The organism is Burkholderia sp. RF7-non_BP4 (assembly GCF_001521935.1).
Lineage (GTDB): Bacteria > Pseudomonadota > Gammaproteobacteria > Burkholderiales > Burkholderiaceae > Burkholderia > Burkholderia diffusa.
Map to the genome: position 1 here is coordinate 73,380 of NZ_LOTA01000011.1, position 26,924 is coordinate 100,303.

At 66.8% G+C, this 26,924-nt stretch carries 23 protein-coding genes and 2 pseudogenes; 11 read left to right on the forward strand and 14 right to left on the reverse strand.

Annotated features, from left to right (window positions below; all coding sequences use genetic code 11):
• Positions 1–25: 25 nt before the first annotated feature.
• Complete coding sequence (locus WS49_RS07155) at positions 26–940, reverse strand: LysR family transcriptional regulator (protein ID WP_059525872.1); 915 nt, start codon at positions 938–940, stop codon at positions 26–28.
• Between the two features lie 128 nt (positions 941–1,068).
• Here WS49_RS07155 and WS49_RS07160 point away from each other — a divergent pair, with 128 nt between their 5' ends.
• From WS49_RS07160 to WS49_RS07185, 7 genes and pseudogenes are all read left to right on the forward strand, one after another.
• Positions 1,069–1,269 (forward strand): hypothetical protein, encoded by a 201-nt coding sequence (locus tag WS49_RS07160; RefSeq protein ID WP_059525874.1) that lies wholly within the window; start codon positions 1,069–1,071, stop codon positions 1,267–1,269.
• A gap of 131 nt (positions 1,270–1,400) precedes the next feature.
• Positions 1,401–1,625, forward strand: a pseudogene (locus WS49_RS35985) (DoxX family protein); the annotation flags it as partial.
• 210 nt (positions 1,626–1,835) lie between these two features.
• On the forward strand, positions 1,836–2,450 hold the full coding sequence (locus tag WS49_RS35835) for a nitroreductase family protein (protein WP_059525927.1): 615 nt from the start codon (positions 1,836–1,838) through the stop codon (positions 2,448–2,450).
• A 60-nt stretch (positions 2,451–2,510) separates the two neighbouring features.
• Positions 2,511–3,524, forward strand: a complete 1,014-nt coding sequence (locus WS49_RS07170) for an alpha/beta hydrolase (protein ID WP_257127659.1) — start codon at positions 2,511–2,513, stop codon at positions 3,522–3,524.
• Positions 3,525–3,565: 41 nt separating this feature from the next.
• Positions 3,566–4,507 (forward strand): LysR family transcriptional regulator, encoded by a 942-nt coding sequence (locus WS49_RS07175; protein ID WP_059525876.1) that lies wholly within the window; start codon positions 3,566–3,568, stop codon positions 4,505–4,507.
• Positions 4,508–4,670: 163 nt separating this feature from the next.
• A complete protein-coding gene (locus WS49_RS07180; RefSeq protein WP_059525878.1) occupies positions 4,671–6,332 on the forward strand; it encodes a GMC family oxidoreductase in 1,662 nt (553 codons plus the stop codon).
• A gap of 19 nt (positions 6,333–6,351) precedes the next feature.
• On the forward strand, positions 6,352–7,809 hold the full coding sequence (locus tag WS49_RS07185) for an aldehyde dehydrogenase family protein (protein WP_059525879.1): 1,458 nt from the start codon (positions 6,352–6,354) through the stop codon (positions 7,807–7,809).
• A gap of 197 nt (positions 7,810–8,006) precedes the next feature.
• Here the strand turns inward: WS49_RS07185 and WS49_RS07190 are convergent, their stop codons facing one another.
• Positions 8,007–9,107: an AraC family transcriptional regulator gene (locus WS49_RS07190; protein ID WP_059525882.1), complete on the reverse strand. Its 1,101-nt coding sequence runs from the start codon at positions 9,105–9,107 to the stop codon at positions 8,007–8,009.
• Positions 9,108–9,427: 320 nt separating this feature from the next.
• Here WS49_RS07190 and WS49_RS07195 point away from each other — a divergent pair, with 320 nt between their 5' ends.
• Both WS49_RS07195 and WS49_RS07200 read left to right on the forward strand, forming a co-directional pair.
• Entirely contained in the window at positions 9,428–11,062 is a 1,635-nt protein-coding gene (locus WS49_RS07195; RefSeq protein WP_059525884.1) for an AMP-binding protein, read from the forward strand.
• Positions 11,062–12,231 carry an AraC family transcriptional regulator gene (locus WS49_RS07200; protein ID WP_059525886.1) on the forward strand — a complete coding sequence of 390 codons (1,170 nt, stop codon included), beginning with the start codon at positions 11,062–11,064 and terminating at the stop codon, positions 12,229–12,231. The genes WS49_RS07195 and WS49_RS07200 overlap by 1 nt, the downstream gene beginning before the upstream one ends.
• A 157-nt stretch (positions 12,232–12,388) precedes the next feature.
• Here WS49_RS07200 and WS49_RS07205 read toward each other — a convergent pair whose 3' ends face one another.
• The 8 genes from WS49_RS07205 to WS49_RS07240 all read right to left on the reverse strand — a co-directional run bounded on the left by WS49_RS07205 (position 12,389) and on the right by WS49_RS07240 (position 19,709).
• Entirely contained in the window at positions 12,389–13,621 is a 1,233-nt protein-coding gene (locus tag WS49_RS07205; protein ID WP_059525930.1) for an MFS transporter, read from the reverse strand.
• 136 nt (positions 13,622–13,757) lie between these two features.
• Complete coding sequence (locus WS49_RS07210) at positions 13,758–15,185, reverse strand: MFS transporter (protein WP_059525889.1); 1,428 nt, start codon at positions 15,183–15,185, stop codon at positions 13,758–13,760.
• A gap of 207 nt (positions 15,186–15,392) precedes the next feature.
• Positions 15,393–15,836, reverse strand: coding sequence for a type II 3-dehydroquinate dehydratase (aroQ, locus tag WS49_RS07215; RefSeq protein WP_059525932.1), 444 nt, complete (start codon positions 15,834–15,836; stop codon positions 15,393–15,395).
• A 19-nt stretch (positions 15,837–15,855) separates the two neighbouring features.
• Positions 15,856–16,689, reverse strand: a complete 834-nt coding sequence (aroE, locus tag WS49_RS07220; protein ID WP_059525931.1) for a shikimate dehydrogenase — start codon at positions 16,687–16,689, stop codon at positions 15,856–15,858.
• Complete coding sequence (locus tag WS49_RS07225) at positions 16,689–17,909, reverse strand: CaiB/BaiF CoA transferase family protein (RefSeq protein ID WP_059525891.1); 1,221 nt, start codon at positions 17,907–17,909, stop codon at positions 16,689–16,691. The genes aroE and WS49_RS07225 overlap by 1 nt, the downstream gene beginning before the upstream one ends.
• Complete coding sequence (locus tag WS49_RS07230) at positions 17,909–18,367, reverse strand: MaoC family dehydratase (protein ID WP_059525893.1); 459 nt, start codon at positions 18,365–18,367, stop codon at positions 17,909–17,911. The genes WS49_RS07225 and WS49_RS07230 overlap by 1 nt, the downstream gene beginning before the upstream one ends.
• A gap of 2 nt (positions 18,368–18,369) precedes the next feature.
• On the reverse strand, positions 18,370–18,762 hold the full coding sequence (locus WS49_RS07235) for a VOC family protein (RefSeq protein WP_059525895.1): 393 nt from the start codon (positions 18,760–18,762) through the stop codon (positions 18,370–18,372).
• Complete coding sequence (locus WS49_RS07240; RefSeq protein ID WP_059525897.1) at positions 18,759–19,709, reverse strand: ketopantoate reductase family protein; 951 nt, start codon at positions 19,707–19,709, stop codon at positions 18,759–18,761. The genes WS49_RS07235 and WS49_RS07240 overlap by 4 nt, the downstream gene beginning before the upstream one ends.
• Positions 19,710–19,790: 81 nt before the next feature.
• Between WS49_RS07240 and WS49_RS07245 the strand changes: the two genes are divergently transcribed.
• Positions 19,791–20,711, forward strand: coding sequence for a LysR family transcriptional regulator (locus tag WS49_RS07245; RefSeq protein WP_044848491.1), 921 nt, complete (start codon positions 19,791–19,793; stop codon positions 20,709–20,711).
• Positions 20,712–20,927: 216 nt separating this feature from the next.
• Here WS49_RS07245 and pntB read toward each other — a convergent pair whose 3' ends face one another.
• The 4 genes and pseudogenes from pntB to WS49_RS07260 all read right to left on the reverse strand — a co-directional run bounded on the left by pntB (position 20,928) and on the right by WS49_RS07260 (position 25,001).
• A complete protein-coding gene (gene pntB, locus WS49_RS07250) occupies positions 20,928–22,343 on the reverse strand; it encodes a Re/Si-specific NAD(P)(+) transhydrogenase subunit beta (protein ID WP_059525900.1) in 1,416 nt (471 codons plus the stop codon).
• Between the two features lie 13 nt (positions 22,344–22,356).
• Positions 22,357–23,958, reverse strand: a complete 1,602-nt coding sequence (locus WS49_RS07255) for a Re/Si-specific NAD(P)(+) transhydrogenase subunit alpha (RefSeq protein WP_059525902.1) — start codon at positions 23,956–23,958, stop codon at positions 22,357–22,359.
• 434 nt (positions 23,959–24,392) lie between these two features.
• Positions 24,393–24,518, reverse strand: a pseudogene (locus WS49_RS33235) (dimethylsulfonioproprionate lyase family protein); the annotation flags it as partial.
• 81 nt (positions 24,519–24,599) lie between these two features.
• Entirely contained in the window at positions 24,600–25,001 is a 402-nt protein-coding gene (locus tag WS49_RS07260; protein ID WP_059525904.1) for a hypothetical protein, read from the reverse strand.
• On the opposite strand from WS49_RS07260, the gene WS49_RS07265 reads away from it, so the two are divergent.
• Positions 25,000–26,790: an acyl-CoA dehydrogenase gene (locus WS49_RS07265; RefSeq protein ID WP_059525906.1), complete on the forward strand. Its 1,791-nt coding sequence runs from the start codon at positions 25,000–25,002 to the stop codon at positions 26,788–26,790. The two genes, WS49_RS07260 and WS49_RS07265, sit on opposite strands and share 2 nt — an antisense overlap.
• Positions 26,791–26,924: the final 134 nt, after the last annotated feature.

Here is a 26,924-nt window from a genome sequence, read left to right on the forward strand (position 1 = left end):
GTCGCGTGCGGCGTGGCCGGAGGCGCTACATATCGATGCCCGGGCCGCTCTGACCGATCGTACAGACGCGTTTGAACCACGCGACTTGCGACTGGCAGAACTCGAGATAGGCGCGAACGATGGCCGACGGATGCCGATGCGACGGATACAGCAGGTTCACCTGTTGTTCGGGCAGCGGGCAGGCGGCAAGCACGACAGCGAGCCGGCCCTGTCGAACGGGCTCCGCGGCCAGGAACGGCGGAAGTTCGGTGAGGACCTCGCCCGCTATGGCGCGGCTGCGCAAGAACGCGTAGTCGTTGGTCGACAGGACCGCATTGGGTTCGAAAGTCCGTTCGCCCAGGCGCCAGCCGCGGCCGGCATCGGCAATCGGACTCCATACCGCGCACGGGAACCGGTGCAGGTCGTCAGGCGTTTGCGGCATCCCCAACGTATCGAGCAGGTTCGGACTGGCCACGAGGACATGGCGATAGGTCAGCAACTGGCGCGCGACCATGGCTTCATGCGTGATCGCGCCGACGCGCAGCGCGACATCGATGCCGTCTTCTATCAGATCCACGCGCCGTTCGGTGGCATAGGCGTGCAGCTGGATATCCGGATAGCGCTTCCGGAAAGCCGATAACAGTGTCCACCACACGTCGAACCCGGGCGGCAGCGAAATGCGCAGCCGTCCCTTCAGCCTGGCCTGATCGCTGACCACGGCCTGTTCGCCTTCGGCGAGCATCTCGACGCCTCGGCTCGCATGTTCGTATAGCCGGGTTCCGGCTTCGGTCAGCTTGGTGCCGCGCGCGGTGCGCTCCAGCAACTGGACCCGGAGCTGCTGTTCGAGCGCGCGAATGCGGCGGCTGACCGTCGGCAACGGGATCGCCAGTCGCGTCGCGGCGCCGGAAAGGCTGCCGGTCTGCACGACGCTGACAAATATCCGCACATCGTTGAAATCCAATTCAGCCTTCCAAAAATGAAAGTATCGCTTTCATTTTACCCAGTTCCAATGCGGATATCGATAACCCAGAATGTGGCCGGATTGATGGCTCACAGGGCGCGCGAAGCGGTCGCCTGTCTGGAGAGGGCATGAAAGCCTGTGTGATCGAACGCCTCGGCGGCGCTGACGCACCGCAGTTGCAGGACATTCCGCCGTGGGAATCGGACGGCGGCGAAGTCCGGATTCGCGTGCGCCCGTCCCGCGTGTTCGGCACGACAGCGATGCCGGCGGCGGACGTCCCGCTGCCCGAGATCGTTCGCGCGCCGGGCAAGATCGTCGTGACCGTTTGACGGTCGTCGTGCATCGACCTCGTGGCCGTCGCCAATCTGAATCAAAAACATAGGATTCCAATATGAAGCAGAACGTCCCGTCCGATCATCCGCTGTCCGAGGCAGGCATCGCACGGTTCCAGCCGGCCGCGATGCTGGCCGCGCGCATTCTCCTCGCGCTGATTTTCCTGCTTTCGGGTCTGTCGAAGCTCGCCGCGCCCGACGCGATCCGCGGCTACATGGAGGCCAATCACGTGCCGGGCATGCTGTTCGTGCCGACGGTGCTCTTCGAGATCGGCACCGGCGCGCTGATCGTCGTCGGCTACCGCGTGCGCATCGTGGCGGCGCTGCTTGCCGGCTTCTGCGTCGTTACCGGCGCGTTGTTTCACACCCAGTTCGCGGACCAGACGCAGATGGTCATGTTCCTCAAGAACGTGTCGATGGCCGGCGGCTTCCTGCTGCTGGCGAGCGTCGGTGCCGGCCGTTTCAGCCTGGACGCAAGACGGGCGCGATCCGACGATCGTGCCGTCGTCCGCGATGACGTCCATCCCGTTGTCATCCCCCCGAAAGAAGAAAGGAGTGTGCAAGTGTCGAACATGTCTGAAGTGATCAAGTCGCGCATCTCGGCGAACCGGTATGACACCAGCCGCAAGTTGTCGGACGAACAGATCGGCAATCTGATCGAGCTCGCCACGCGTGCGCCGTCCGCATTCAATCTGCAGAACTGGAAGTTCGTCGCCGTGCGCAGCGACGACGCGAAGGCGCGTCTACTGCCGCTCGCGTTCGGGCAACAGAAGGTCGCGGATGCCGCGGTGACGTTCATCGTGTGCGGCACGCTCGATCCGCACCTGACGCTCGCCGATGCGCTCCGGCCGACGCTGGACGCGGGAATCATCGATGAGGGTCTCTACAAGGGCTGGATCGGTGCCGCACAAAACATGTATCGCGACAATTACGTGTTCCAGCGCGACGAAGCGATTCGCTCGGGGTCGCTGGCGGCAATGACGCTGATGCTGGCCGCCGAGGGCCTGGGGCTCGCGTCCGGTCCGATGATCGGCTTCGATCCGCAAGGCGTCGCGACCGCGTTCGGTCTCGCCCAGAGCGATGTCCCCGTCATGCTGGTCACGGTCGGCTATGCGGCGTCGGGCAACTGGCCGCAGAAGCCGCGCAAGCCGGTGTCGGACGTTCTGTCGTTCGCGTGACGGAATGCGCCCGGGCGAACGCGATCCCGTCCGTAGTGAAACGGAGCCAGGAGTGAACATATGTTTTCAGGGAAGCTGTTGGGCCGGCCGGGTTTCGGCCTGGTCCCGACGCATCATGTCGTCGAGCCGGGCGCCCTCGCGGCCCGTCCGGTCAGCGAAGCGATGGCCGCGTTCGCGAGCGAGATGCGCACGTCCTATCGCGCGATGATTCCGTCGGCCGGCGTTCCGGACGCGGTGAGCGAGGTACGCTCGATCGACGTGCCGGCCGAGCACCCCGCCCGGAGCATTCCGGTACGCATCTACAAGCCGGCCGGCGCGCGCGGCGAGGAAGCGCTCCCGATCGTTCTGTTCGTGCACGGCGGCGGCTTCGTGTCCGGCGACCTCGACACGCACGACGTGCTCGTGCGTGCGATCGCCGGTCGCGCGCAGGCGATCGTCGTGTCCGTCGACTATCGACTGGCGCCCGAATTCCCGTTCCCCGCTGGGCTCGAGGACGTCTACGCGGTGCTGCAATGGGCAGCTGCCCACGCCGCGGCATTCGGCGGCGATCCGGCGCGGATCGTCGTTTGCGGCGACAGCGCCGGCGCGACGCTGTCGGCGGCCACCGCGATGCTCGCGCGCGATCGAAACGGCCCCGCGCTCATCGCGCAATGGTTGATGTATCCGTCGGTGAGCTTGAGGACGGACACGCCGTCGTGGGCCGAACTGGGCGCCTCGTACTTCCCGACCCGGGAAGTGATGCGCAACGTGCTCGCCAGCTACGTGCCGCCGGGAACGAATCCGTATGCGCCGCTGCTGTCGCCACTCGAGGGCAATCATGCGGACCTGCCGCCCGCGCTGATTCAGGTTGGCCAGCTCGACCCGCTGCGCGACGAAAACGTCGCTTATGCAAACCGCCTGAACGAAGCCGGTACGAACGCGTCCGTCACCGTCTACGAAGGGCAGGCGCACGGCTTCGTCCAGTTCTTCAAGGACAAGGCGAACCATGCGCTGGGCGAGCGTGCGCTGGACGAAGGCGTTCGGTTTCTTCGGGAGCGAACTGCCGCCGGAGCGACCGGAGTGCGTGGCACATGATTCGCCCGTCGGCGCGATGACCGGCACGCCTGCCCTGGGACATGAACAAATTCTCCGACATGAGCACCTTCGTGGCCGTGGTCGAGGCGGGCAGTTTTTCCGAGGCTGCCCGGCGCCTCGGCACGACCAAGTCCATCGTCAGCCAGCGCATCCAGCAGCTCGAGAAGCGGCTCGGCTGCGCATTGCTGAAACGCGGGCGCCAGCTTCAACTGACCGAGCCCGGCCACGGCTTCTTCGAGCAATCAAGGCAACTTCTCAAGGATCTCGAACGAATCGAGGAGGCGGTCCAGGAAGCCGGCGCGAGCTTGCACGGCACGTTGAGGCTGGTGGTACCGGCCGCCTTCGTCACGCATCGCCTTGCGCCGCTGCTCGCGCGGTTCGCGGCGAAATACCCGGCGCTCTGCGTCGACATCGAGGCGGAGGACCGGCTGTCCAATCTGCAGGACGGTCATTTCGACGTCGCGATACGCATCGGCAAGCTGGCCGATTCGAACCTCGTCGCGCGCACGCTCACCGCGAATCATCACCTGATCTGCGCCAGCCCCGCCTATCTCGCGCGGCGCGGCGTGCCGGCACACCCCGGCGATCTGCTGGAGCACGACGGGCTGATTTATCTGAACCGCGAGCCCAATGGCATGTGGAGTCTGCCGCTCGACGGCGCGCGCCAGTCGTTCAGGATCCGCATCCGGATGCGGACCGATTCGGGACATCAATTGCTCGCGGGCGCGCTGGCCGGCCTCGGCCTCGCGATCCTCCCGACCTTCCTCGCTGCGGATGCGCTCATCGCGGGCGAACTCGTCCCGGTGCTGTCCGACTACACGCCGGCGGGCGGGCAGATTTCCGCGCTCTACAGAAAGACGATCCGTACACCGCCGAAGGTCCAGGCGCTGATCCAGTTCCTGACGGACGAAATCGGACAGCCGGCGAGCTGGGATGCCGCGCTGATCGAGCACGGCATCCTGCCTCGCGCCGAGCGCGCGTAGCGGCCGCGCGCAATGACGATTCGCGCACGCTTGCGCCGCGAATCAAGATCGCCGCCGCGCCTTCGTTCGGAAAAACCGAACGCCGGGTTCGCCTGCCGCCGGCTATGCGGGCGCCGCCGCCGTTCGTAATCTGGTCGCGACTTCTTTCACGTGACTTGCGATCATGAACGACGATACCCCCCAATACCCCGCGCGCCGCACGATGCTCGCGCAGACCCTCGCTCACTCGGCGGCACTCGCCGTCGGCTCGCTGCTGGGCGGCGAAGCGATCGCGGCGCCCGCCGCCGACACGCCGACCGACGCGTCGCCGCGACGGCATGCCGGAAACGGCAAGCGCGCGATCGACGTATTGATCGTCGGCGGCGGCTCCGCGGGCGCGGTGATGGCCGCGCGCCTGAGCGAAAAGGCGAGCCGCAACGTGCTGCTGCTCGAGGCCGGCCACAACTACGCCGCATGGGACTACCCGCACGTGATCGCGAGCAGCGACATCGTCGGCGGCGATGCCGGCCACGAATGGGGCTACCGCACGCAGGCCGGCTACATCGATCATCCAATCCGGGCGCTGCGCGGCAAGGTGCTGGGCGGCAGCTCCGCGATCAACGGCGCGGTAGCGATCCGCGCGCGCGAGCAGGACCTGAAGAACTGGAATCTGCCCGGCTGGTCGTATGCGGACATGTTGCCGTCGTTCCGGCGGCTCGAAAGCCGCGACAGCGGCAGCGCGGCGCTGCATGGTCACGCCGGCCCGCTGCCCGTGCGTCAACTGACCCGCGAGGACATCACGCCGATGCAGCGCGCGTTCGTCGACGCGACGGTCGCGAACGGCTATCGCGTCATCGACGATTTCGACGGCCCGGACGCGAACGGTGTCGGCCCGTATTCGATGAATATCGTCAACGGCGTGCGCGTCAACACGGGCATCGCGTATCTGACCAACGACGTACGCGCGCGCAAGAACCTGCAGATTCGCGGCGGCGCGCTGGTCGATCGCGTGATCTTCGACCGCGACCGGGCGATCGGCGTCAAGCTCGCGAGCGGCGAGGAAATCCACGCGAACGAAGTGATCCTGAGCGCGGGCAGCTATGGCAGTGCCGCGATTCTGCTGCGATCCGGCGTCGGGCCGGGGGCGGATCTGCGCGCGCTGTCGATCCCCGAGATCGCGAACCTGCCGGTCGGGCAGCGCCTGAAGGATCACCCGTTCTACTACAACGCGTATGCGGCGCGGCCCGACAGGATCGGCGACCAATCGCCCGTGATCGGCGCATTTCTTTGGACGCACAGTGCGTCCGCGCAAAACGGCGACCTCGACCTGCACGTCACGGCGACCCACCTGTTTCCGCACGACCAGAGTCCGACCAAGGTCGGGTTCGTGCTCGCGGTTGCGTTGACGCGACCGTTGTCGGTCGGCAGCCTGAAGCTAGCGAGCCGCAAGCCCGACGACGCGCCGGTCATCGACCTGAATTTCCTCGCCGAACAGCAGGATCGCACGCGTCTGCTCGACGGCGTCCGGCTCGCGCGACGCATCGGCCGTACCGCGCCGCTGTCGGACCTCGTTCATTCCGAGCTGAATCCCGGCCCCGGCGCGGCGACGGACGAGCAGATCCTCGCGTCCGTCAGGTCGACCGTCGACACCTACCACCACCCGACGTCGACCGCGCCGATGGGCGCCGCGGGCGATCCGCACGCAGTCGTCGACCTCGACGGCCGCGTGCACGGCGTACGCAACCTGCGCGTGGTCGACGCGTCGATTTTCCCGGATGCGATTTCCGTCGCCACCAACATCACCACGATCGCGACTGCCGAGCACATCGCGCATCGATACGCCTGAACCCGAGCCGGAGCACTCGATGACCATCACTTCTCGTGCATTGCACTGGATCGACGGCGAATGGAGCGATTCGCCCGTGCATCGCAATTCGTTCGATCCGGCAACCGGCACCGTGATCGGCCGCTACGCCGACGGCGGCGAAGCCGAAGCGCGCGCGGCCGTCGCCGCTGCGTCGCGTGCGTTCGATCGCACGTCCTGGAAACACGATGCGGCGCTGCGCGCGAACGTGCTCGAGGAACTCGCGCTCGCGTTCGAACGGCACACCGATGCACTGATCGATCAACTGTCGCTCGAAAACGGCAAGATTAAGCCCGAAGCGCGCTTCGAAGTTGAGATGGTGCCGTCGAAGCTGCGCTACTACGCGGCGCTCGCACGCGCCGAGCGTGCGCACGGCGGCACGCCGCGCCCTGACGTCGTGTCGCTCGTGTTGCGCGAGCCCATGGGCGTGGCCGGCGTCATCGTGCCGTGGAACTCGCCGGTCGTGCTGATGGTGCGCTCGGTCGCGCCCGCGCTCGCGGCTGGCGCGACCGTCGTCGTCAAGATGCCGGGGCAGACCGCGCAAACCAACGCGCTCGTCGCCAGCGTGATGTCCGACGCGCCGTCGCTGCCGCGCGGGGTCGTCAACGTGTTCAGCGAATCCGGTGCGGACGGCGCGAAATACCTGGTCGCGTCTCCGGACGTGCCCGTCATCAGCTTCACGGGTTCGACGGCGACCGGCCGTGCGATCCTGGCTGCCGGTGCGGCGCGCGTGAAGCGCTTCGGCCTCGAACTCGGCGGCAAGACACCGCACGTCGTGTTCGACGATGTCGATCTGGACGCCGCGTTGCCCGTCTTCGAAAAATCGCTGACCGTGTTCGCCGGGCAGTTCTGCATGACGGGTTCGCGCCTGCTCGTGCAGCGCAACGTCGCGGACGCGGTGCGCACGCGTCTGATCGCGCGTCTGGAGGCGGTGCGCGTGGGGCCTGCCGCGGATCCGCGCAGCGACATGGGGCCGTTGATCGATCAGGCCAATGTCGCGCGAGTCGATCGTGCGGTCGAACAGGCGATCGCGGCGGGCGCGAAAGTGCTGCTGCGGGGCGGCCCCGCCACCGACGGCGAACTCGCGCGAGGCGCGTTCTATCGCCCGACGCTGCTCGAAGTCGGCGACTCGAAACTCGACATCGTGCAGGAGGAGACGTTCGGTCCGGTCATGACGTTGCAGGTATTCGATACGGAGGACGAAGCGATCGCGCTGGCCAACGACAGCGAATACGGCCTCGCCGCCGCGGTGTGGACGCGCGACGGACAGCGTTCGATGCGCGTTGCGCGCGCGCTGCAGGCCGGCACGGTCTGGATCAACGACTGGGCGAAGGTCTACGACGAATTCGAGGAAGGCGGCTACCGCCAGTCCGGTCTCGGACGTCTCAACGGTGCCGCGGCCATCGACGATTTCATCGAATACAAGCACATCACGCTCAGCATCGGGGTGTCGCGATGAACGGCAAGGTCGTTCTCGATGAACGCCTGACGACGGAGCCAACACCGCGCAGTGGAACGCGTCGGACGAAGCCGCGCGCAACGGACGGACCTATATGAAGGACGTCGATGTTCCGCTCATCGATGCCGACGCGGCACACGAGTATGCACGGCGAGGTCGGGCTGGAGCGGCGCTACGCGCTCCCTTGTGCATAGCGCCTACCCGCCCCGCTTGCGCCGCACCTCGCTCGGCGTCGTGCCGGTCCAGCGCTTGAACGCGTGGCGGAATCCCACCGCGTCGCTGAAGCCGAGCGTCAGCGCGATGTCTTCGGTGCTGAGCGTGGTGGTGCTCAGGTAGTCGATCGCGAGCGCCTTGCGCACGCTCGTGAGCAATTCGCTGTACGACGTGCCTTCGGCGTCGAGCTTGCGGCGCAGCGTGCGCGACGTCATGCACAGGATGTCGGCGATCGCGTCGATGTCCGGGAATTGTCCGGGCGTGCGCGTGAGTTCCTGGTAAACGCGTCGCGTGACACCGGCCTGGCTGCGCAATTCGTCGAGCAGGCGTGCGCAGTGCGACGACACCTGCGCGGCCGTGATCGGGTTCGCGAGCTGCGGCGCGCGCGTGAGCCACGCGGCCGGGTAGCTCAACACATGGTGCGGCTGATCGAACGCGATCGGGCATTCGAGCGCATCGGACAGCAGCGCCGCATGCGGCGGTCGCGGTTGCGCGAACTGCGCGCGGGCCGGCACGCACCACGCGCCCATCACGTCCTTGATGATCGTCACGTGCAGCGCGAATTGCATGTCGATCAGGAAGCGGTAGAGGGCCGGGTCCGGCTCGGGCAGCGCGGCTTCGTGCGGATCCGGAAACAGCCACGACGCGGTGTCGCCCTGTTCGATCCAGCGGATCGCGAGCATCCCGTTCGCGAGCTGGTGATATTTGACTGCCGAATCGAACACATGCGCGAGCGATTCCGAACACAGCATCGCGTAGCCGTACATTCCGTAGCTCGACGCATGCAGCCGGTGGCCGACGCGCACGCCGAGATCGGTGCCGTCATGGCGGCCGATCGCGTTGCGCGCGGCGGTCAGGAACTGCAGCTGCGACGTGAGCGTGAACGGGTCGGTGACGGCGTCCGGCGACAGGCCGGTGCCGTCGAGCACGGCGGCCGGGTCGAGGCCGAGTTCCTGGGCGACGCCGACGAGCACGGCCAGCTTGGCCGGCGAGAAGCGCTTCTCGCGCAACGCGTGAGCGAGCGGGGCGTCCGGCAGCGGGGCGGCGGCGGCGGCCGTCGGGGTCAAGGGCGCACTGCGCGGCATGACTGGTTCTGCGTCCGATTCGATATCGTTCCGGGTTCGCGATTTTGCGCCGGATCGCGCGGGCGCGCCATAGGGTTCACCCTGATGCGCACGGGCTTGCACGGCCCGGCAACGGCAAACCGACGCGCGAGCGCAAGTCGCGGCTGGCGGCGCGCGGCGCGCTCGCGTGTCCGTTTCGATCATCTTTTCGACCGCCCGGATCATTTTCAAAGCACCTTTGGCGGGCGATAGTCGCCGGTCAGGCGACGGCCCATGCGCATCCGGTGCGCGGGCTGCCGTGCGAACGGCGCTGCCCGGCGCCGTCCCCCGAGGAGCAGGACATGACGAAGAGACACTGGATCGGGTCGTACGGCTCGATCCCCGCCGAGATCGATGCCGATCGCCATCCTTCCGTAACCGCGCTGCTGGACGAAGCGATGCGCCGCTTCGCCGATCGCCCCGCATTCCGCGCGTTCGGCCGCACGCTGACCTACGCCGACGTCGACCGCCTGTCGGCCGCGCTCGCCGCCTACCTGCAGCAGGTCGTGGGCGTGCGCAAGGGCGACCGCGTGGCCGTGATGCTGCCCAACGTGCTCGCGTTTCCGGTGGTGACGGTCGCGGTTGCGCGGCTCGGCGCGATCCAGGTCAACGTGAACCCGTTCTATACCGCGCACGAGCTCGAGCATCAGCTCAACGACGCCGGCGTCGAAGTGGCCGTGGTGTGCGGCGGATCGATGGGCACGTTCGCCGACGTGGTCGGCAAGACGCGCATGCGAACCGTGCTGAGCGTGGGGCGCGGCGATCTCGGCGTCGTCGATGCGCCGGCCGGCGCGTGCGACGCGCTGCCGCCCGGCTCGATCCCGCTCGCGGACGCGATCGCCGCCGGCGAATCGCTTGCCTTCGAGCCGGTCGCGCTGGGCGGTGCCGATCTGCTGCTGCTTCAATACACGGGCGGCACGACCGGGCTGTCGAAGGGCGCCGCGCTGTCGCACCGCAACCTGGTCGCGAACATCGAGCAGTTCGCGGCGATCGTGCCGGCCGCGCGCGAGCCGGGCGAGGAGGTCGTCGTCACGGCGATCCCGCTGTATCACATCTTCGCGCTGACGGTGAATTTCCTGTCCTACTTCGCGATCGGCGCGGAAAACTGGCTCGTCGCGAACCCGCGCGACATGGATGGCTTCATCGACGTGCTGAAGGCCGCGCGGCCGTCCGTGTTCGTCGGCGTCAATACGCTGTATGCGGGGCTCGCGGGCCATCCGCGGCTGAAGGAAGTCGACTGGTCGCGGCTGAAGCTGTCGGCCGGCGGCGGCGCGGCGGTGATCGACGTGATCTCCGCGCGCTGGAAGGCGGTGACGGGCAACTTCATCCGCGAAGGGTACGGGCTGTCGGAAACGTCGCCGGTGGTCACGTTCAATCCGCAGTCGATCGATGCGTTCACCGGCACGACGGGCCTGCCGCTGCCGTCGACCGACGTGAAGCTGCTGGACGACCAGGATCGTGAGGTCGGGATCGGCGAGGCGGGCGAGATCTGCGTGCAGGGGCCGCAGGTGATGGGCGGCTACTGGCGCAAGCCGGACGCGAATGCGGCCGCGTTCACCGCGGACGGCTACTTCCGCACCGGCGACATCGGCGTGTTCGACGCGGCAGGCTTCCTGAAGATCGTCGATCGCAAGAAGGACATGATCATCGTGTCGGGCTTCAACGTGTATCCGAACGAGGTGGAAGCCGCGGCCACGTCGCTGCCGGGCGTGGCCGAATGCGCGTGCATCGGCGTGCCGGACGAGCGCACGGGCGAGGCCGTCAAGCTGTTCGTGGTGCTCGCGCCGGACGCGGCCGTAACGGAAGCGGAGATCGTCGCGCACTGCCGCGCGAACCTCGCGGCCTACAAGGTGCCGAAGCTGATCCGCCTGGTCGACCGGCTGCCGAAGTCGACGGTCGGCAAGATCCTGCGCCGGGAACTCAGCCGCGCCGACTGATGGCGCCGAAGCGCCGCGCGCCCGACGGCGCGCGGGCCGGCACGCCGCAAGCCCCGAAGTCCCCGAAGGCCCGGTCCGGGCCGCTCAAGTACAATGCGAGCGGTTCGACCGACGGGGACGCGATGACCGGTTCAGACTCACCTTCCGCCCAACCCGGGCGTGCGCTGCCGTCGCCGAGCGCGACGGTGCCGATCTCGCTCGTCAACGGTTTCCTGGCAAGTGCGGGCGCGCAGCGCGACGTGGTCGAACGCTACCTGCGCGGTGCCGGCATTCCGCTCGAGCTGCTCGGCGAGCCGCATGCGCGCGTGACGGAAGAGCAGTTCTCGACGCTGTACCGCACGCTCGCGATCGACCTCGACGACGAGATGCCCGGCATCTTCTCGCGCCCGCTGCGCGGCGGCACGCTGAAGTACCTGTGCCTGAGCCTGCTCGATGCGCGCAACCTCGAAACGGCGCTGCATCGTTTCGGCCAGTTCTTCCATATCCTGCTCGACGACTTCTTCGTCGAATCGAAGCGCGACGGTCTGGTCGCGCAGGTGCTGCTGCGGCCGAACCCGGTCGTCGGCCCGATCGGCGCACTCGGCCAGGAATTGATGCTCAAGCTCGTGCACGGCGTGTGTTCCTGGCTGATCGGGCAGAAGATCCCGTTGCTGAAGATCGAGTTCGCGTGCCCGCGCCCGCGCCATGCGGTCGAGCATCTGTACTTCTTCACCGGCTCCGTGCAGTTCGACTGCGAACGCACGTTGATGCGCTTCAGCGCCGACTACCTCGACGCACCGATCCGGCAAAGCAAGCGCAACCTGCGCAAGTTCCTCGCGCGCGCGCCCGGCGACTGGATCTTCGAATCGTTCAGCGAGCAGCTCGTCTGTCATCGCGTGCGGCAGTATCTGTCGGGGGCGCTGCCCGACCTGCCGGTGATCGACCAGGCGGCCGAGCATCTGCATTGTTCGGTGCGCACGCTGAGCCGCCATCTGGCCTCGGAAGGCACGACGTTTCAGGCGCTCAAGGATGAACTGCGGCGCGACATCGCGATCCAGCGGCTCACCGACACGCTCGACACGATCGCGGCGATCGGCGCCGATATCGGCTTCGACGATCCGAGCGCGTTCCATCGCGCGTTCCGCCACTGGACGGGCAGCACGCCAGGCACTTATCGGCGGCGCGCGTAGCGCGTCGCGCGGTGCATTCGAACCCGCTCCCATAACCGGCATCCTTCGTGCGCTCCCATGGACGGCTCCCGTCATCGCGCGTCGTTCGCCGTCACGAATTCGACGGGCAGGGCGAGCGCGTCGGCCTCGCGCTTCACACGCCAGCACCGCGGCCCGGTCAGCTGCTTGAACTCGCCGATGCGCCGGATTGCCTGACGGCCGACGTCGTGTGGAGGATTTTCGGCAGCCAGAAAAACGCGATCGTCACCAGCGTCACGCCGACGACGAGCATCGGCACCACCATCGGCCACGCGCCCAGTTGATAGCGCGGATCGGTGAAAACCGCTGCCGTTTGTCCCACGCTGAAAGCGAAGAACATCATGATGAAGCCGGACCAGGATACCGCGCGGCCCGCAAGATGAGGCAGGCTGCTGACAGCCCCTGCCTGCCCGCATGGCTGATGGATTCCGTGGCCGAGGCAATACACGCCATGCCCCACGAGCAGCGGCCAGATGCTGCCGGGAAGCAGCGCACAGCCCAACGCCTGAATCACCGCGCCGGAAAGGCTCAACGTTGCACCTTGTCGCACCGTTCGCAGCATGCTTTGACGTCGCAGCAGCAGGCGGCAGCCATACGTGCTCAGCACATAGACGAGCGTACCGCTCGCGGGTATCCAGCCATACCGCTGGGGCGACAGGCCGAGATACCGGATGTAGATTGCGGGAGACAGCAATAGGAAGCAGAACATGCCGGTGTACGTCGACGCGGCCAGCAGCGCCCATACCCTGAACGTGGCATTGCCGAATATTTCGCGCACGTCCCGGGTCGACCCACGGCTCGACGCGATTCGGGAGAAACTTTCCTCGAAGCCGTACCAGCACATGACGAGCAGCCCGAACGCATACAGGCTCATCCCTCCGAGCACCCATCGCCATCCGGCCTGCTGCGTGACATACGCACCGAGAATCGGCGCGAAGAACGCCATCATCCCCATGCCCATGAAACCGCGCGCCATCACGTACGGACCGTCGGCTGCCGAATACCGGTCGCGCACCGTCGCGCGCGCGCACACCAGGATCGCGGCCATGGCAAAGCCCTGCATCGCGCGAGCGGCGACCAGCATCGCTGCGCTCGACGCGAGCGCCGCCGCGAGCGCGGCCAGCGCATAGAGCGCAAGGCCGCTCAGCAACACGGGGCGGCGGCCGTATCGGTCGGAAAGACTGCCCATCGGCAATTGCCCGATACCGAATATCAATGCGAAAACCGTGAGGCTGACGCTGGCGGACCCCAGCGTCGCGGCGATTTCAGGCAGCGCCGGCAGGTAACTGTCGGTCGCCACCGGCTGGGCCGCCAGCAGAAGCGGCAACATGAGCGCGAAGTTCAGGCGAGCAGGGCGCGTGGTGTCCGGCATGACGGTTTTCGGTGCGGTATCGGGCATCGGGTGAAGACAGCGGCAACGCAAGTTCGCTCTGCCGGTGAAGGTGGGGCAGCAAGCCGGCAGTGCCCGGCGGAAGGGGCGCCGAACGCGACGCCCCGTCGAGCACCGGCTAGCTGCCCAGGGATTCCGGCACGTGCCCGGGCACGATGCGATGGCGCGCCATCGCAGCGACGCGCAGCCGGTCGTATTCTGCCTTGTCGACCGGTCGAGCGTTCGCTTGCCCCAGGTCGTTCATATGGACACGATGGGTCTCGCGTGCGCTCGCGGCTGCGAGCGACGCAATCACGGTGATGCCGAACGCGATCCCACCGACGATCAGCCAGACGTGGTGTGCGCCGGGCGGCGCGACCGCCGTGAACAGCGCGGGCAGCATCGCCGTGGCTGCGGTGCCGAGGTTCTGCGCGATCGCCATCGCCGAGACGCGCGTGCGGGTCGGGAAGAGTTCCGGGTAAAAGGAGGGAAATACCGCGTTGTAGCCTTGGTACACCACCCCCCACATGAGCATCGACATCGCGAATGCGAGCGGCACGTTGCGGATGCTGATCGCATACAGGTAGGCGAACGCGAGCAGGCCGGCCGCCAGCGCGCCGACGATGATCGGCGGCCGGCGTCCGACCTTGTCGGACAGGTTGCCGACGAACGGAATCACGATCATCGCAACGATATTGCCCATCACCGTGATCCAGAGATAGATGTCTTTCTGGAAGCCGATGCCATACGCCGGCTGGACCGCATAGGCTGCGCCGAAGATCGTGGCGACGACCGGAATCACGTTCATCATCGACATACAGGCAACGCGCACCATGTCGGGAAAGTGGTGCCGGAAAGCGTCGGCGACGGGCGAGCCGGCTTGCGAACGGTTGCGTACCGCTTCATCGAAGGCCGGCGACTCGTCGACCTGGCGGCGAATGATCAAGCCCGCGACGATGACCAGCGCACTCAGCAGGAACGGAATGCGCCAGCCCCAGCTGTCGAATTGCGCGGACGGCATGTAGTAGGCGAGCGGCAGGAACACGGCGGCGGCCAGCACCTGCCCGGCCTGCACGCCCTGCAGCGTGAAGCTGACGAAGTATCCGCGCCGGCCGAACGGCGCATGCTCCAGGATCATCGAGCTCGCGCCGGTGATCTCGCCGGCCACGGCGAAACCCTGCAGCAGGCGAAGCGTCACCAGCAATGCCGGCGCGATCAGCCCGGCTTGCTGATAGGTCGGCAGCAGGCCGACGCCGACGGTCGAGATGCCCATCAGGAACATGCAGAACAGCAGGACGGTTTTCCGTCCGCGCGTATCGCCGAGATGGCCCAGCACGAATGCGCCGATCGGACGGGACACGTAGCCGACACCGTAAGTGGCCAGCGACGCGATGATGGCGGTCGTGGGGCTGCCGTGCGGAAAGAATATCTGCGGGAAGATCAGCGCCGACGCCGTGGCGTAGATGAAGAAATCGTAGTATTCGAGCACCGAGCCGATCCAGCCGCTGAAGGCGGCTTTTCTCGATTGGTGCCTGCCGCGGGGCTCGTCTCGCAAGGTCGTGGTCATCGTCGTCTCCAGATATTGATATGTTTGCCGGGCAACGCGGGTGATGCGGGGAGTCGTCACTGCCCGATGTATCGACTCCGTTGTGTGACCTGACCGAGGCCCATCGATACGACGCACGGCGAACAACCGCGGTGCGCAATGCCATGCACGCGGGCACGGTTGCGCATGTGCGTCGGGCCCGCATCGGCAGCCGATGCGGGCATCGGCTTATGCCTCGCCGAGCGCCGAGACCGCGGCCCGCAGCGCCAGCAGATAGCTTTGGACACCGAAACCGCAAATCTGCCCGCTGACGATCTCGGCGAAGACGGAGTGATGCCGGAACGGCTCGCGTGCATGAATGTTGGACATGTGCAGTTCGACGATCGGGCACGTGAGGATGGCAAGGGCATCGCGAATGCCGTAGCTGTAGTGCGTCCATGCGCCCGCGTTGATCAGCACCGCATCCTGGCCTTCCTCGAAGGCGCGATGAATGCGCTCGCACATCGCGCCTTCGCTGTTCGTCTGGAACGTGTCCACCTGTACGCCGAGTTCCTCCGCCAGCGCCTGCAGTTGTGCGTCGATCTGCGCGAGCGTGATCGTCCCGTACTGCGCCGGGTCGCGCTTGCCGAACATGTTGTGATTGATGCCGTGCAGCATCAGGATCTTCTTCATGCGAATCTCCATTGCGTGTTCAATCAAAGGGCACGGCCAGCCGATCGATCACGGAACTGGTCTCGGGGCGCACGCCGCGCCACCACGCGAACGCTTCGGCCGCCTGCTCGACCAGCATGCCGACGCCGTCCGCAATTCCGTGTACGCCTGCGTTTTTCGCGAGCCGGAGAAACGGCGTCAGACGCTTGCCGTAGGCGAGTTCGTAGGCCGTGCCGGTCGGACTGAACACGCTCGGCGGGACCGGCGGCAGGTCGCCGGTCAGGCTGGCCGACGTCGCATTGACGACCACGTCGAAACGCCCCATTCGTGCGAGGTCTGCGTAGCCGCCGGCAACGAGCGGACCGCGTCCGGCAACCTGCGCGACCAATGCGCGCGCCTTGTCGACGTCGCGATTCGCGATGACCAGTTCGGCCGGTCCGGCTTCGAGGAACGGCAACAGCGCGCCGCGCGCCGCGCCGCCTGCACCGAGCACCAGGACACGCTTGCCGGCCATCGGCAGATTGAGGTTCGTTTCGATATCGCGAACCAGGCCGATGCCGTCGAAGTTGTCGGCCAGGATGCGGCCGCCGTCGAACTTGAGCGCGTTGGCCGCACCCGCGAGCTGCGCCCGCTCGCTGCGTTCGTCCGACATCGCGAACGCATCGAGCTTGAACGGCGCCGTGACGTTGATGCCCTTGCCGCCGCCCTCGAAAAACGCACGAACCGCGGCAGCGAAAGCGCCGGCCGGCTCGACGGGTCCCTCGATGGCCGTATAGCTGATGTCCTGCCGCGTCTCCTGCGCGAAGAGGCCGTGAATCAGCGGGGATTTCGTGTGCCCGATCGGATTGCCGATCACCGCGTATTGGTCGGTCATCATTGGCTCGCTTTTGAATAGAGGACGCCGTCGGCCTGCATCGCGTCGATTTCGGCCGGATCGAACCCGAGGGCGCGCGCGACTTCCGCGTTGTGCTGCCCGAGATCGGGCGCGACGTCGCGAATCGTCGTATCGCAATCGGAAAACCGGAACGGCAGGTTGGGCAGGCGCAGCGTGCCGTAGCGCGGATGCTGTTGCTCGACGACCATGCCTCTTGCCTGGATCTGCGGATCGTTCAATACCTCATCGATGCGCTGCACCTTCGCGCACGGAACGTCGATGCCGTCCAGCAGTTCGAGCACCGACGCGACGGAACGCGCGGCCACCCACGGCTCGACCACCGACAGGATCTCCGCGCGGTGCGCGTTGCGTCCGGTGCTGTCGTGAAACCGCGTGTCGGCGCCGAAATCCGCCGGGCCGCCGTGCGTCGCGATAAGTTCTGCGAAGCGTTTCCACGCGTCGTCGACTTGCGCGGCGATCACGAGATCGCCGTCCGCGGCACGGAATACGCCGTACAGCGTCGAGGTCGGCATGTCGTGCCCGGTCTGCTCGGGCAGCACGCCCTGCAGCGTGTAGCACTGCACCGCATATTCGTGCATCGATACCAGCGTGTCGTACAGCGCCATGTCGATGTGTTGCCCGCGGCCGCTCTTCACGCGCCCCAGCAGCGCGGCGTTGATGGCCGCGACCGCATGAATGCCGGTGTACATGTCGCCGAGCGAGATGCGCAGCAGCGGCGGCCGCTCGCCCGGCGTGCCCACCATCTGCATGATTCCGCTCTTGGCTTCCGCGATCAGCCCGAAGCCCGCGCGATGCGCGTCCGGACCGGTATGCCCGTACGCCGAAATCGAACAGTAGACGAGGCCCGGATTGCGCGCCGACAGTTCGGCATAGCCGAGCCCGAGCTTGTCCAGCGCGCCCGGCCGATAGTTCTCGATGAACACGTCGGCGGAGTCGCACAGGCGCTGCATGAATGCCTTGCCGCGTGCGTCCTTCATGTTGACGCTCACGCCGCGCTTGCCCATGTTGAGCTGCAGGAAGTAGCCGCTTTGCTGGTCATCGAGCACGGTCGCGTGCTGGCGTCCGGCGTCGCCGGATCCGGGACGCTCGACCTTGATGACTTCGGCGCCGAGCGCCGCGAGACAGCGCCCGACATACGGCCCGGCAAGGAAGTGGCTGTAGTCGACGACGCGAATGCCTTCGAGTGGGCGAGCCTGCATCACAGTGCCTCCGGGCGGCGCGGCACCATCAGACGATGTTCGCCGTGTTGAACGACCTGACCGTCCTGATTGATCAGCTCCGACGGCAACACGACGATGCCCCAACCCGGGCGACTCTTGCTTGCCCGCATCGAGCCGACGCGGAACGTCACGTGCAGCACGTCGCCGACCTTGATCGGCAGCAGAAAATCCCACGTCCAGCCGAGCGACATGCCCGGCAGAAAACGATAGTCGCTCTGCGTCTTCAGGCCGTCGGCGATGGACAAACCGAACAGCCCGTGCGCGACGAGGCACCCGAAATGGCTCGCGTTCGCGTATTCCTCGTCCACGTGGACGGGCGTATGGTCGCCGGTGAGGTCGGCGTACGCGAGAATGCGCTCCTTTGTCACGGTGTAGCTCGGGCTCGTGCACGTGTCGCCCTCGCGGGCGTCGTCCCAGTATTTCTCGACGATCGTCATGGTCACGCCTCCGCGCGCGGGTTGATGGCCAGCGCCTGCGCGACGCACGAAGCCGGCCTCGCCTGGATCAGTTCGACGGCAAGCCCGTCGGGCAGGCGCAGCCAGTTGCGCCCTTGCGGCATCTCCGTCACACCGAATCGTTGCGCCGCGGCCAGCGCGGCTTCCAGGTCTTCGCACATCACGCCGAGATGGGCGAGCCGGCCTTCCGGACCATCGTGTTCCGGCGCGTGGATGAACTGCAGGCCGCCGAGCGTCCAGTACTGCCGCGGCGCGTCGAGCGTGCCGTCCACTTCGCGCAGGGTCATGCCGAGCACGTCCTCGAAGAAGCGGATGTGCCAGCGAATGTCCTTCACCCAGATCGCAACGTGTTCGAGATAGGCTTTCGTGGCAGTCATGCGACGGCCTCCTGCCGTTGGCGGTCGGCCATCGCGCGTTCCAGTCCCTTGATGCAGGCGACGAGCGTCGCATTGACCGGGGTCGGTACGCCGTAGCGCTGGCCCCAGCGCACGACCGAACCGTTGATGAAGTCGATCTCGGTGATCGAGCCCTTCTCCAGGCTTTGCAGCATCGACGTCTTGAAGGACGCGGGCAGCCCCTCGGCGGCGAGCGTCCAGGCCTGTTCGGGATCGGTCATCGACAGCGTGACGCCGGCTGCCTGCGCCGCCGCGATCGCCTCGGCCACGGCCGCGAGCGACGTCGCCTTCAGCAGCGGCTCGTCGTAAAGCTGCCCGTAGGTGAGGCCGGTCAGCCCCGTCAGCGCGCCCGTCGCGACGTTCACCAGCAGCTTGTCCCACATCGTGCCGACGATGTTGTCGCTGATCGTCGTGGCGAGGCCGGCGGTATTGAACGCCGCGGCGATCGCCTCTACGCGCGGCGTGATGCGGCCGTCGAGTTCACCGATATACGTGTACTTGCCGATCACGCCGGATTCGATATGACCCGCGCCGCGCAGCACGCCGCCGACGTAGGTCTTGCCCGCGAGGACGCGCTCGCGGCCGACGACGTCGATCAGGATGTCCTCGTGTCCGAGGCCGTTCTGCAACGACAGCACCGTGGTATCCGGCCCCACCAGCGATTGGGCGCCGCGGATGGCCGCATCGGTGTGGAACGACTTGACCAGCACCACCACCAGGTCGGCCACGCCGACATCGGCCGCCTGGGTCGTCGCGTGGACGCGTACGTGGCGGGTGCCGGCCGCGTCGTCGACGCGCAGGCCGTCACGGCGCATCGCATCGACGTGTGCCGGCGAGCGGTCGATCAGCCAGGTCTCGTGGCCGCCTTGGGTAAGGGTGGCGCCGATCGCGCAGCCCAGTGCGCCCGCGCCCAGAATTGCTATTTTCAATGGTGTCTCCTTGACGTATGGCATCACGATAGGATTCGCCGCTCATGCCGACAATGCAATGGATACAATGGCGTCATTGCCATGGACAATAACGCCACGATGCCCGCCGACCTGCCCGACCTGAAGCTGCTTCAGCTTTTCGATCTCCTGTACGACGTGCGCAGCGTCACGCGCGTCGCCGAGCAACTGGGCCAGAGCCAGCCGACGGTCAGCATCTGGCTCGGGCACTTGCGGGAACACCTGCACGATCCGCTCTTCATCCGGACGCCCGGCGGCATGGCGCCGACACCGCAAGCCGACGCGCTGATCGGGCCCTGCCGGGAAATTCTCGAATCCCTGCGGCGCTTCACGGCTTGGGAGATCGCGTTCGATCCCGCGACGGCCCAGCGACGGTTTCGCATCTGCATGACCGACGCGAGCCACATCACGCTGCTTCCGCGGCTGCTGGCCCATGTCCGCGCGCAGGCGCCCGGCGTCCGGCTGGAAGCCGCACGGATCGACGGCAATACGGAGCGCGCGCTCGAATCCGGCGAAGCCGATCTCGCGATCGGCTATGTGCCGTGGCTAGGCGGCGGCATTTATCAGCAGAAGCTGTACGACCAGGACTGGGTCTGTCTGGCCAATCGGCATCACCCGAGGATTCGCGGTCGCCTCGGGGCAAAGCAGTATCGTTCGGAAGGTCATGTCGCCATTACGGCGGGAACGGGCGCGCAGCTCCTCGAACAGGCGCTGCGGCAGGCGCGCATCGAGCGCGACGTGGTGCTGGAGTTGCCGGGTTTTCTGGGTTTGGGGGCGATCGTCCAGACGACCGACCTGATCACGACGCTACCCCGTCATATCGGCCAGACACTGGCTCAGGCGAGCGATCTGGCGGTTCATGCGTGCCCGATCCCGGTCGACGGGTTTGCGGTGCGGCAGCATTGGCATGCGCGATATCACCACGAGGCGGGCAACCGGTGGCTGCGCGGCGTCGTGATTCAACTGTTCGGCGCGTCGCATTGATCTGCGGATTTGGCGTTCGCGCTGGACGGCGTGCAAAACATGACGACCAGTTTCGTGCTCGACTCCGTCGTCCACAAGCGGTGACCAAACCGGCGCAACGGGAAAAGGGCAGGAGGGGGGAGGCTGCGCGTCGTCCGGTTTCGGCGTCCGTGACGGCGTATCGAGGCCACGCGGCGCCGGAGCGGCGTGCTGCCCGCTCCGCGCGCGCGGCCGCACTCAGGCTTTCAGTGCACCGAAGATCTCATTGAGCATGGACTTCGCATCGCCGAACAACATGCGGTTGTTGTCCTTGTAGAACAGCGGATTGTCGACGCCCGCATAGCCCGAAGCCATGCTGCGCTTCATCACGATCGACGTCTTCGCCTTCCACACTTCCAGCACCGGCATGCCGGCGATCGGGCTCGACGGGTCGTCCTGCGCCGCCGGGTTCACGATGTCGTTCGCGCCGATCACCATCGACACGTCGGCCTCGGGGAAGTCGCCGTTGATCTCGTCCATTTCCAGCACGATGTCGTACGGCACCTTCGCTTCGGCCAGCAGCACGTTCATGTGCCCCGGCATGCGGCCCGCGACCGGGTGGATCGCGAAACGCACGTCGACGCCCTTTTCGCGCAGCAGCTTCGTCAGTTCGAACACCGTGTGCTGGGCCTGTGCGACGGCCATCCCATAGCCGGGTACGATGATCACGCGCTTGGCCTCGCGCAGCAGCTCGGCCGTCTCCGCCGCGCTCACCGCGACCGCCTCGCCGGCCGGCTGTGCCGCGCCGCCGCCGGCTGCCGCCGGTGCGCCCGCGCCGCTGCCGAAGCCGCCCGCGATCACGCTGATGAAGTTGCGGTTCATCGCGCGGCACATGATGTACGACAGGATCGCACCGGACGAGCCCACCAGCGCGCCGATCACGATCAGCAGGTCGTTGCCGAGCATGAAGCCGGTGGCCGCCGCCGCCCACCCCGAGTAGCTGTTGAGCATCGACACCACGACCGGCATGTCCGCGCCGCCGATCGCCATCACCATGTGCACGCCGAACAGCAGCGAGATCACCGTCATCACGACGAGCGGCAGCATGCCGTCCTGGATCGTTTCCGCATGCAGGAACGCGCGGCCGTAGTAGATCACGATCAGCAGCGCGGCCAGGTTCAGCCAGTGCCGTGCGGGCAGCAGCAGCGGCTTGCCGCCGATCTTGCCCGACAGCTTGCCGAACGCGATGATCGAGCCCGCGAAGGTCACCGCACCGATCAGGATGCCGACATAAATCTCGACCTCATGAATGGCCTTCTCCGCGCCGGTGAACTGCAGCGACGTGTCGATATAGCTCGCGAAACCGACCAGGCAGGCCGCGAGGCCGACCAGGCTGTGCATCAGCGCGACCAGTTCCGGCATCTGCGTCATCTGCACCTTCTTCGCGGCGTACAGGCCGACGGCGCCGCCGACGACGAGCGCGGCGATCACGTACGGAATGCCCGCGGCCGACACGCGCGGACCGGCGACGGTGGCCAGCACGGCGATCAGCATCCCGATCATGCCGAGCAGGTTGCCGCGGCGCGCGGTTTCGGGATTGGCCAGCCCGCCGAGGCTGAGGATGAACAGGATCGCGGCGCCGATATAGGAGACGGTAGTCAGGTTGGAAGTCATTGTTGTCGTCCCCTTATTTGCGGAACATCGCCAGCATGCGGCGCGTGACTGCGAAGCCGCCGAACATGTTGACGGCCGTGAGCGTGAGCGCGCCCACCGCCAGGCCCAGGATCAGCCCGGACGGGCGGTCGCCGGCATTGGCCAGTTCGCCCAGCGGCGGCGCGACCTGCACGAGCGCGCCGATCGCGATGATCGACGAGATCGCGTTGGTCACGCTCATCAGCGGCGTGTGCAGCGACGGCGTGACGTTCCAGATCACCATGTAGCCGACGAAGCACGCGAGCACGAACACCGTGAAGTGCGACAGGAAGCTGGACGGCGCGAACTGGCCGACCAGCAGGAATGCCAGCGCGCCGATCGCGAACACGATCGCGAGCGCCTTGGCCGACATCGGCTCGCCGCTGTGGCCGTGGCCTTTAGACTTCGCCGGCGCGGCCGCCGCGGGTACGGCTGCCGGGGGCTTGGGCGCGACGGCCGCCTGCTTGATCGGCGGCGGCGGCCAGGTGACGTTGCCTTCCTTGATCACGGTGAGGCCGCGGATCGCATCGTCGTCGAAGTCGACGTTGATCGTGCCGTCCTTGGCCTTGCACAGCTCCTCGATGACGCGCAGCAGGTTCGTTGCATACAGCGTGGACGACTGCCGCGACAGGCGCGATGCGAGATCGGTATAGCCGACGATCGTCACGCCATGGCGCACGACCGCCTCGCCGGGCACCGTGAGTTCACAGTTGCCGCCCTGCTCGGCGGCCATGTCGACGATCACGCTGCCGGGCTTCATCGACTGCACCATCTCGGCGGTGATGAGCTTCGGCGCCGGCTTGCCGGGGATCAGCGCGGTGGTGATGATGATGTCGGCGTCCTTGGCCTGCTGCGCGTACATCGCGCGCTGCGCCTGCTGGAAGCCTTCGCTCATCACCTTCGCGTAGCCGCCGCCGCCCGAGCCTTCCTCTTCGTAGTCGACCTTGACGAACTCGCCGCCCAGCGACTTGACCTGGTCGGCCACCTCGGCGCGCGTGTCGTTCGCGCGCACGATCGCGCCGAGACTCGCGGCCGTGCCGATCGCGGCCAGACCGGCCACGCCGGCGCCGGCGATGAACACCTTCGCCGGCGGAATCTTGCCGGCTGCCGTGACCTGGCCGTTCAGGAAGCGGCCGAACGCATGCGCGGCCTCGATCACCGCGCGATAGCCGCTGATGCCGGCCATCGACGTGAGCGCGTCCATCTTCTGCGCGCGCGACAGCGTGCGCGGCAGCGAATCGATCGCCAGCACCGTGGCGCGCTTCGCGGCCAGTTGCTGCATCAGCTCGGGGTTCTGCGCGGGCCACACGAAGCCGATCAGCGTGCCGCCCTCGCGCATCAGCGCGACTTCGTCGGCGCTCGGCGGGCGGACCTTGAACACGATGTCGCTGCCCGACCAGAGCTCGGCGGCGCTGGCGGCGATGCTCGCACCGGCCGCGCGGTAAGCGTCGTCGTCAAAGTTCGCGCCGGCCCCGGCGCCGCTTTGGACGGCCACCGTAAAACCCAGCTTGATCAGTTTCTCGACCACTTCGGGGACGGTCGCAACGCGCCGTTCCTGAGTGGCTGTCTCCAGAGGAATCCCAATCTGTAATGTCATAGTGTTGAAAGATGGGTGATAGATCGGTGATGGCCATCGCGAAGCGCGCGGGCCGGTGCGTCAAGGTACCAGAATCATGTGCGTGTTTAGTGGCGCGTGCGAGGGTCTGCGTCAAGAATAGAACGACCGTTCGCTGAGTGCGGATAAAGTATGCCGCATAACGGCGGGGCTATCGAGGGCACAAATGCGTCGAACGCGTCTTCCGATGTTCTGTTGCGTTTTATCCACGTGCGGGCGATATCGCGTCGGCCGAATGGATGTTGACGATGCGATCGGGCTACCGCTGCCACGGTGCGGCGCTGCCGCGCGGCGGAGCTGCATGGGCTTCCCATAACCGGCTTCCTGCGCGGGTTCCCATGGCCGGCTCCCCATTGGCGATTCCGACCGACCGGTAGGGCAATGGCGCGCTGTGTGTCGCAGGCGCATCCGTCGGATCAATTCAGCAGACACCACATCGCGAGGAACGGCGCGTTGCCTGACCGCATCGCATGCAGTGCGCCAGGCGCGTTGTGGATGCCGCCGCCGATCCCGGGATCGAACCACGCGCCGTTTTGCTGCCGGACGAAATCCGCGATGTCTTTCGGGCGTTCACTCATCCTGGTCTCTGCTCCCGCGCTCGCATGGCTTGATGACACGAAAGTCTACGCAGAAACGTGCCGGCCCGGACAGCGAAAAAGGACGGCCGATTTGGCGCCGGCCGCCATGTGCTCGCCGTTGTTGCCGTCCGCCCCGAGGCAGCTTCGGCGACTTTGCATCATCAACTCCCGGTCTTCGGCTTCGCCGGCCAGCCCGTCCCGCCGGCACGCCGATTGCGCATCGCTTGTGCCGAAATCGGCATCCGAACCCGCCGCCCGGACGCCCGTTTCCGCCATCGCCTCGCGCATCGCGTGGCCGGTTTTGTCACCATGTGGGCCGGATATGACAATGGAAAACCGCCGGCGCGGCATTACGATGGGCCACGACGTCGCCTGGCGCTGGCCGGTTTTGCCGCAGCCGCCCGGGCCGCGCGCCTCATTCACCGCCTGATTTGGAACATCGACCATGAGCTATAACGCCCCTGTCAAGGACATGCTGTTCGTGCTGAAGGAACTCGCGGGCATCGACACCGTCGCGCAGTTGCCCGGCTTCGAGGAAGCCGGCTACGACACCGCGCAGGCCGTGCTCGACGAATCCGCGAAATTCTGCGGTGAGGTGCTGGCGCCGCTGAACGTCGAGGGCGACCGCAACCCGAGCAGCTGGAAGGACGGCGTCGTGACGGCGACGCCCGGCTTCGGCGCCGCGTTCCGCCAGTTCGTCGAAGGCGGCTGGCAAGGTTTGCAGCATCCCGCCGAATACGACGGCCAGGGGCTGCCGAAGCTGATCGCGACGCCGTGCATCGAGATGCTGAACGCGTCGAACCTGTCGTTCGCGCTGTGCCCGCTGCTCACCGACGGCGCGATCGAGGCGCTGCTGACGGCCGGCACCGACGAACAGAAGCAGCGCTACGTGCCGAAGCTGATCTCGGGCGAATGGACCGGCACGATGAACCTGACCGAACCGCAGGCCGGCTCCGACCTGGCGCTGGTGCGCTCGCGCGCCGAGCCGCAGGGCGACGGCACGTACAAGGTATTCGGCACGAAGATCTTCATCACGTGGGGCGAGCACGACATGGCGGACAACATCGTCCACCTGGTGCTGGCGCGCACGCCGAACGCGCCGGAAGGCGTGAAGGGCATTTCGCTGTTCATCGTGCCGAAGTTCCTGGTCAACGAAGACGGCACGCTCGGCGCACGCAACGACGTGCACTGCGTGTCGATCGAGCACAAGCTCGGGATCAAGGCGAGCCCGACCGCGGTGCTGCAATACGGCGACCACGGCGGCGCGATCGGCTACCTGGTTGGCGAGGAGAATCGCGGCCTCGAATACATGTTCATCATGATGAACGCCGCGCGCTTCGGCGTCGGGATGCAGGGGATCGGCGTGGCCGACCGCGCATACCAGAAGGCCGCGGCATTCGCGAAGGAGCGTGTGCAGAGCCGTCCGGTCGACGGGTCGGCCAGGCAGTCGGTGACGATCATTCATCACCCGGACGTGCGCCGCATGCTCGGCACGATGCGTGCGCTGACCGAGGGCGCACGGGCGCTCGCGTATGTCGCAGCGGCGCACAGCGACATTGCCCACCGCCATTCGGACGAGGCGACGCGCACGCGTCATCAGGCAATCTACGAATATCTGGTGCCGGTCGTGAAGGGCTGGAGCACGGAGATGGTGAACGACGTGGCGAGCCTCGGCGTGCAGGTGCACGGCGGGATGGGCTTCATCGAGGAAACCGGCGCCGCGCAGTACTACCGCGATGCGCGGATTCTCGCGATCTACGAAGGCACGACCGCGATCCAGGCGAACGACCTGGTCGGCCGCAAGACGATGCGCGACGGCGGTGCGGTGGCGAAGGCGCTGATCGCGGAGATCGGCGATACCGTCGCGGCGCTCGGCAAGGTGGACGGTGCGGCGGCCGCGTCGATGAAGGCGCAGCTCGAGAAGGGCGCGCGCGCGCTGTCGACGGTGGTCGACTACGTGGTCGCGAACGTGAAGCAGGACCCGAACGCGGTGTTCGCGGGCAGCGTGCCGTACCTGAAGCTGGCGGGCGTGGTGCTGTGCGGATGGCAGATGGCGCGCGCGCTGCTGGCGGCGCACGCGAATCGCGCGAGCGACACGGCGTTCTTCGATGCGAAGATCGCGATCGCACAATGCTATGCGGAACACGTCCTCGTGCAGGCAGGCGGGCTCGAAGCGTCGATCGTCGGCGCAAAGGGCAACGAGAGCGTGCTCGCGTTGACGGAAGACCAGTTCTGACCGTAACGGTCGGGGCGCAGGAGGAGACAGGATTTTGACCACACAGGACTTGCTCGCGCAATACGGCCCGCGCGAATCGATGGAATACGACGTCGTGATCGTCGGCGGCGGCCCCGCCGGGCTGTCGGCGGCGA

Coding starts and splice junctions, on each gene's coding strand:
- WS49_RS07175 (WP_059525876.1), top strand. CDS start 3,566: ATGAACAAATTCTCCGACATGAGCACCTTCGTGGCCGTGGTCGAGGCG.
- WS49_RS07260 (WP_059525904.1), bottom strand. CDS start 25,001: ATGGTCGATGTTCCAAATCAGGCGGTGAATGAGGCGCGCGGCCCGGGC.
- WS49_RS07210 (WP_059525889.1), bottom strand. CDS start 15,185: ATGACCACGACCTTGCGAGACGAGCCCCGCGGCAGGCACCAATCGAGA.
- WS49_RS07230 (WP_059525893.1), bottom strand. CDS start 18,367: ATGACGATCGTCGAGAAATACTGGGACGACGCCCGCGAGGGCGACACG.
- WS49_RS07235 (WP_059525895.1), bottom strand. CDS start 18,762: ATGACTGCCACGAAAGCCTATCTCGAACACGTTGCGATCTGGGTGAAG.
- WS49_RS07180 (WP_059525878.1), top strand. CDS start 4,671: ATGAACGACGATACCCCCCAATACCCCGCGCGCCGCACGATGCTCGCG.
- aroQ (WP_059525932.1), bottom strand. CDS start 15,836: ATGAAGAAGATCCTGATGCTGCACGGCATCAATCACAACATGTTCGGC.
- WS49_RS07205 (WP_059525930.1), bottom strand. CDS start 13,621: ATGCCGGACACCACGCGCCCTGCTCGCCTGAACTTCGCGCTCATGTTG.
- WS49_RS07170 (WP_257127659.1), top strand. CDS start 2,511: ATGTTTTCAGGGAAGCTGTTGGGCCGGCCGGGTTTCGGCCTGGTCCCG.
- WS49_RS07190 (WP_059525882.1), bottom strand. CDS start 9,107: ATGCCGCGCAGTGCGCCCTTGACCCCGACGGCCGCCGCCGCCGCCCCG.
- WS49_RS07265 (WP_059525906.1), top strand. CDS start 25,000: ATGAGCTATAACGCCCCTGTCAAGGACATGCTGTTCGTGCTGAAGGAA.
- WS49_RS07195 (WP_059525884.1), top strand. CDS start 9,428: ATGACGAAGAGACACTGGATCGGGTCGTACGGCTCGATCCCCGCCGAG.
- WS49_RS07225 (WP_059525891.1), bottom strand. CDS start 17,909: ATGCAGGCTCGCCCACTCGAAGGCATTCGCGTCGTCGACTACAGCCAC.
- WS49_RS07255 (WP_059525902.1), bottom strand. CDS start 23,958: ATGACATTACAGATTGGGATTCCTCTGGAGACAGCCACTCAGGAACGG.
- WS49_RS07160 (WP_059525874.1), top strand. CDS start 1,069: ATGAAAGCCTGTGTGATCGAACGCCTCGGCGGCGCTGACGCACCGCAG.
- pntB (WP_059525900.1), bottom strand. CDS start 22,343: ATGACTTCCAACCTGACTACCGTCTCCTATATCGGCGCCGCGATCCTG.
- aroE (WP_059525931.1), bottom strand. CDS start 16,689: ATGACCGACCAATACGCGGTGATCGGCAATCCGATCGGGCACACGAAA.
- WS49_RS07200 (WP_059525886.1), top strand. CDS start 11,062: ATGGCGCCGAAGCGCCGCGCGCCCGACGGCGCGCGGGCCGGCACGCCG.
- WS49_RS07245 (WP_044848491.1), top strand. CDS start 19,791: ATGGACAATAACGCCACGATGCCCGCCGACCTGCCCGACCTGAAGCTG.
- WS49_RS07185 (WP_059525879.1), top strand. CDS start 6,352: ATGACCATCACTTCTCGTGCATTGCACTGGATCGACGGCGAATGGAGC.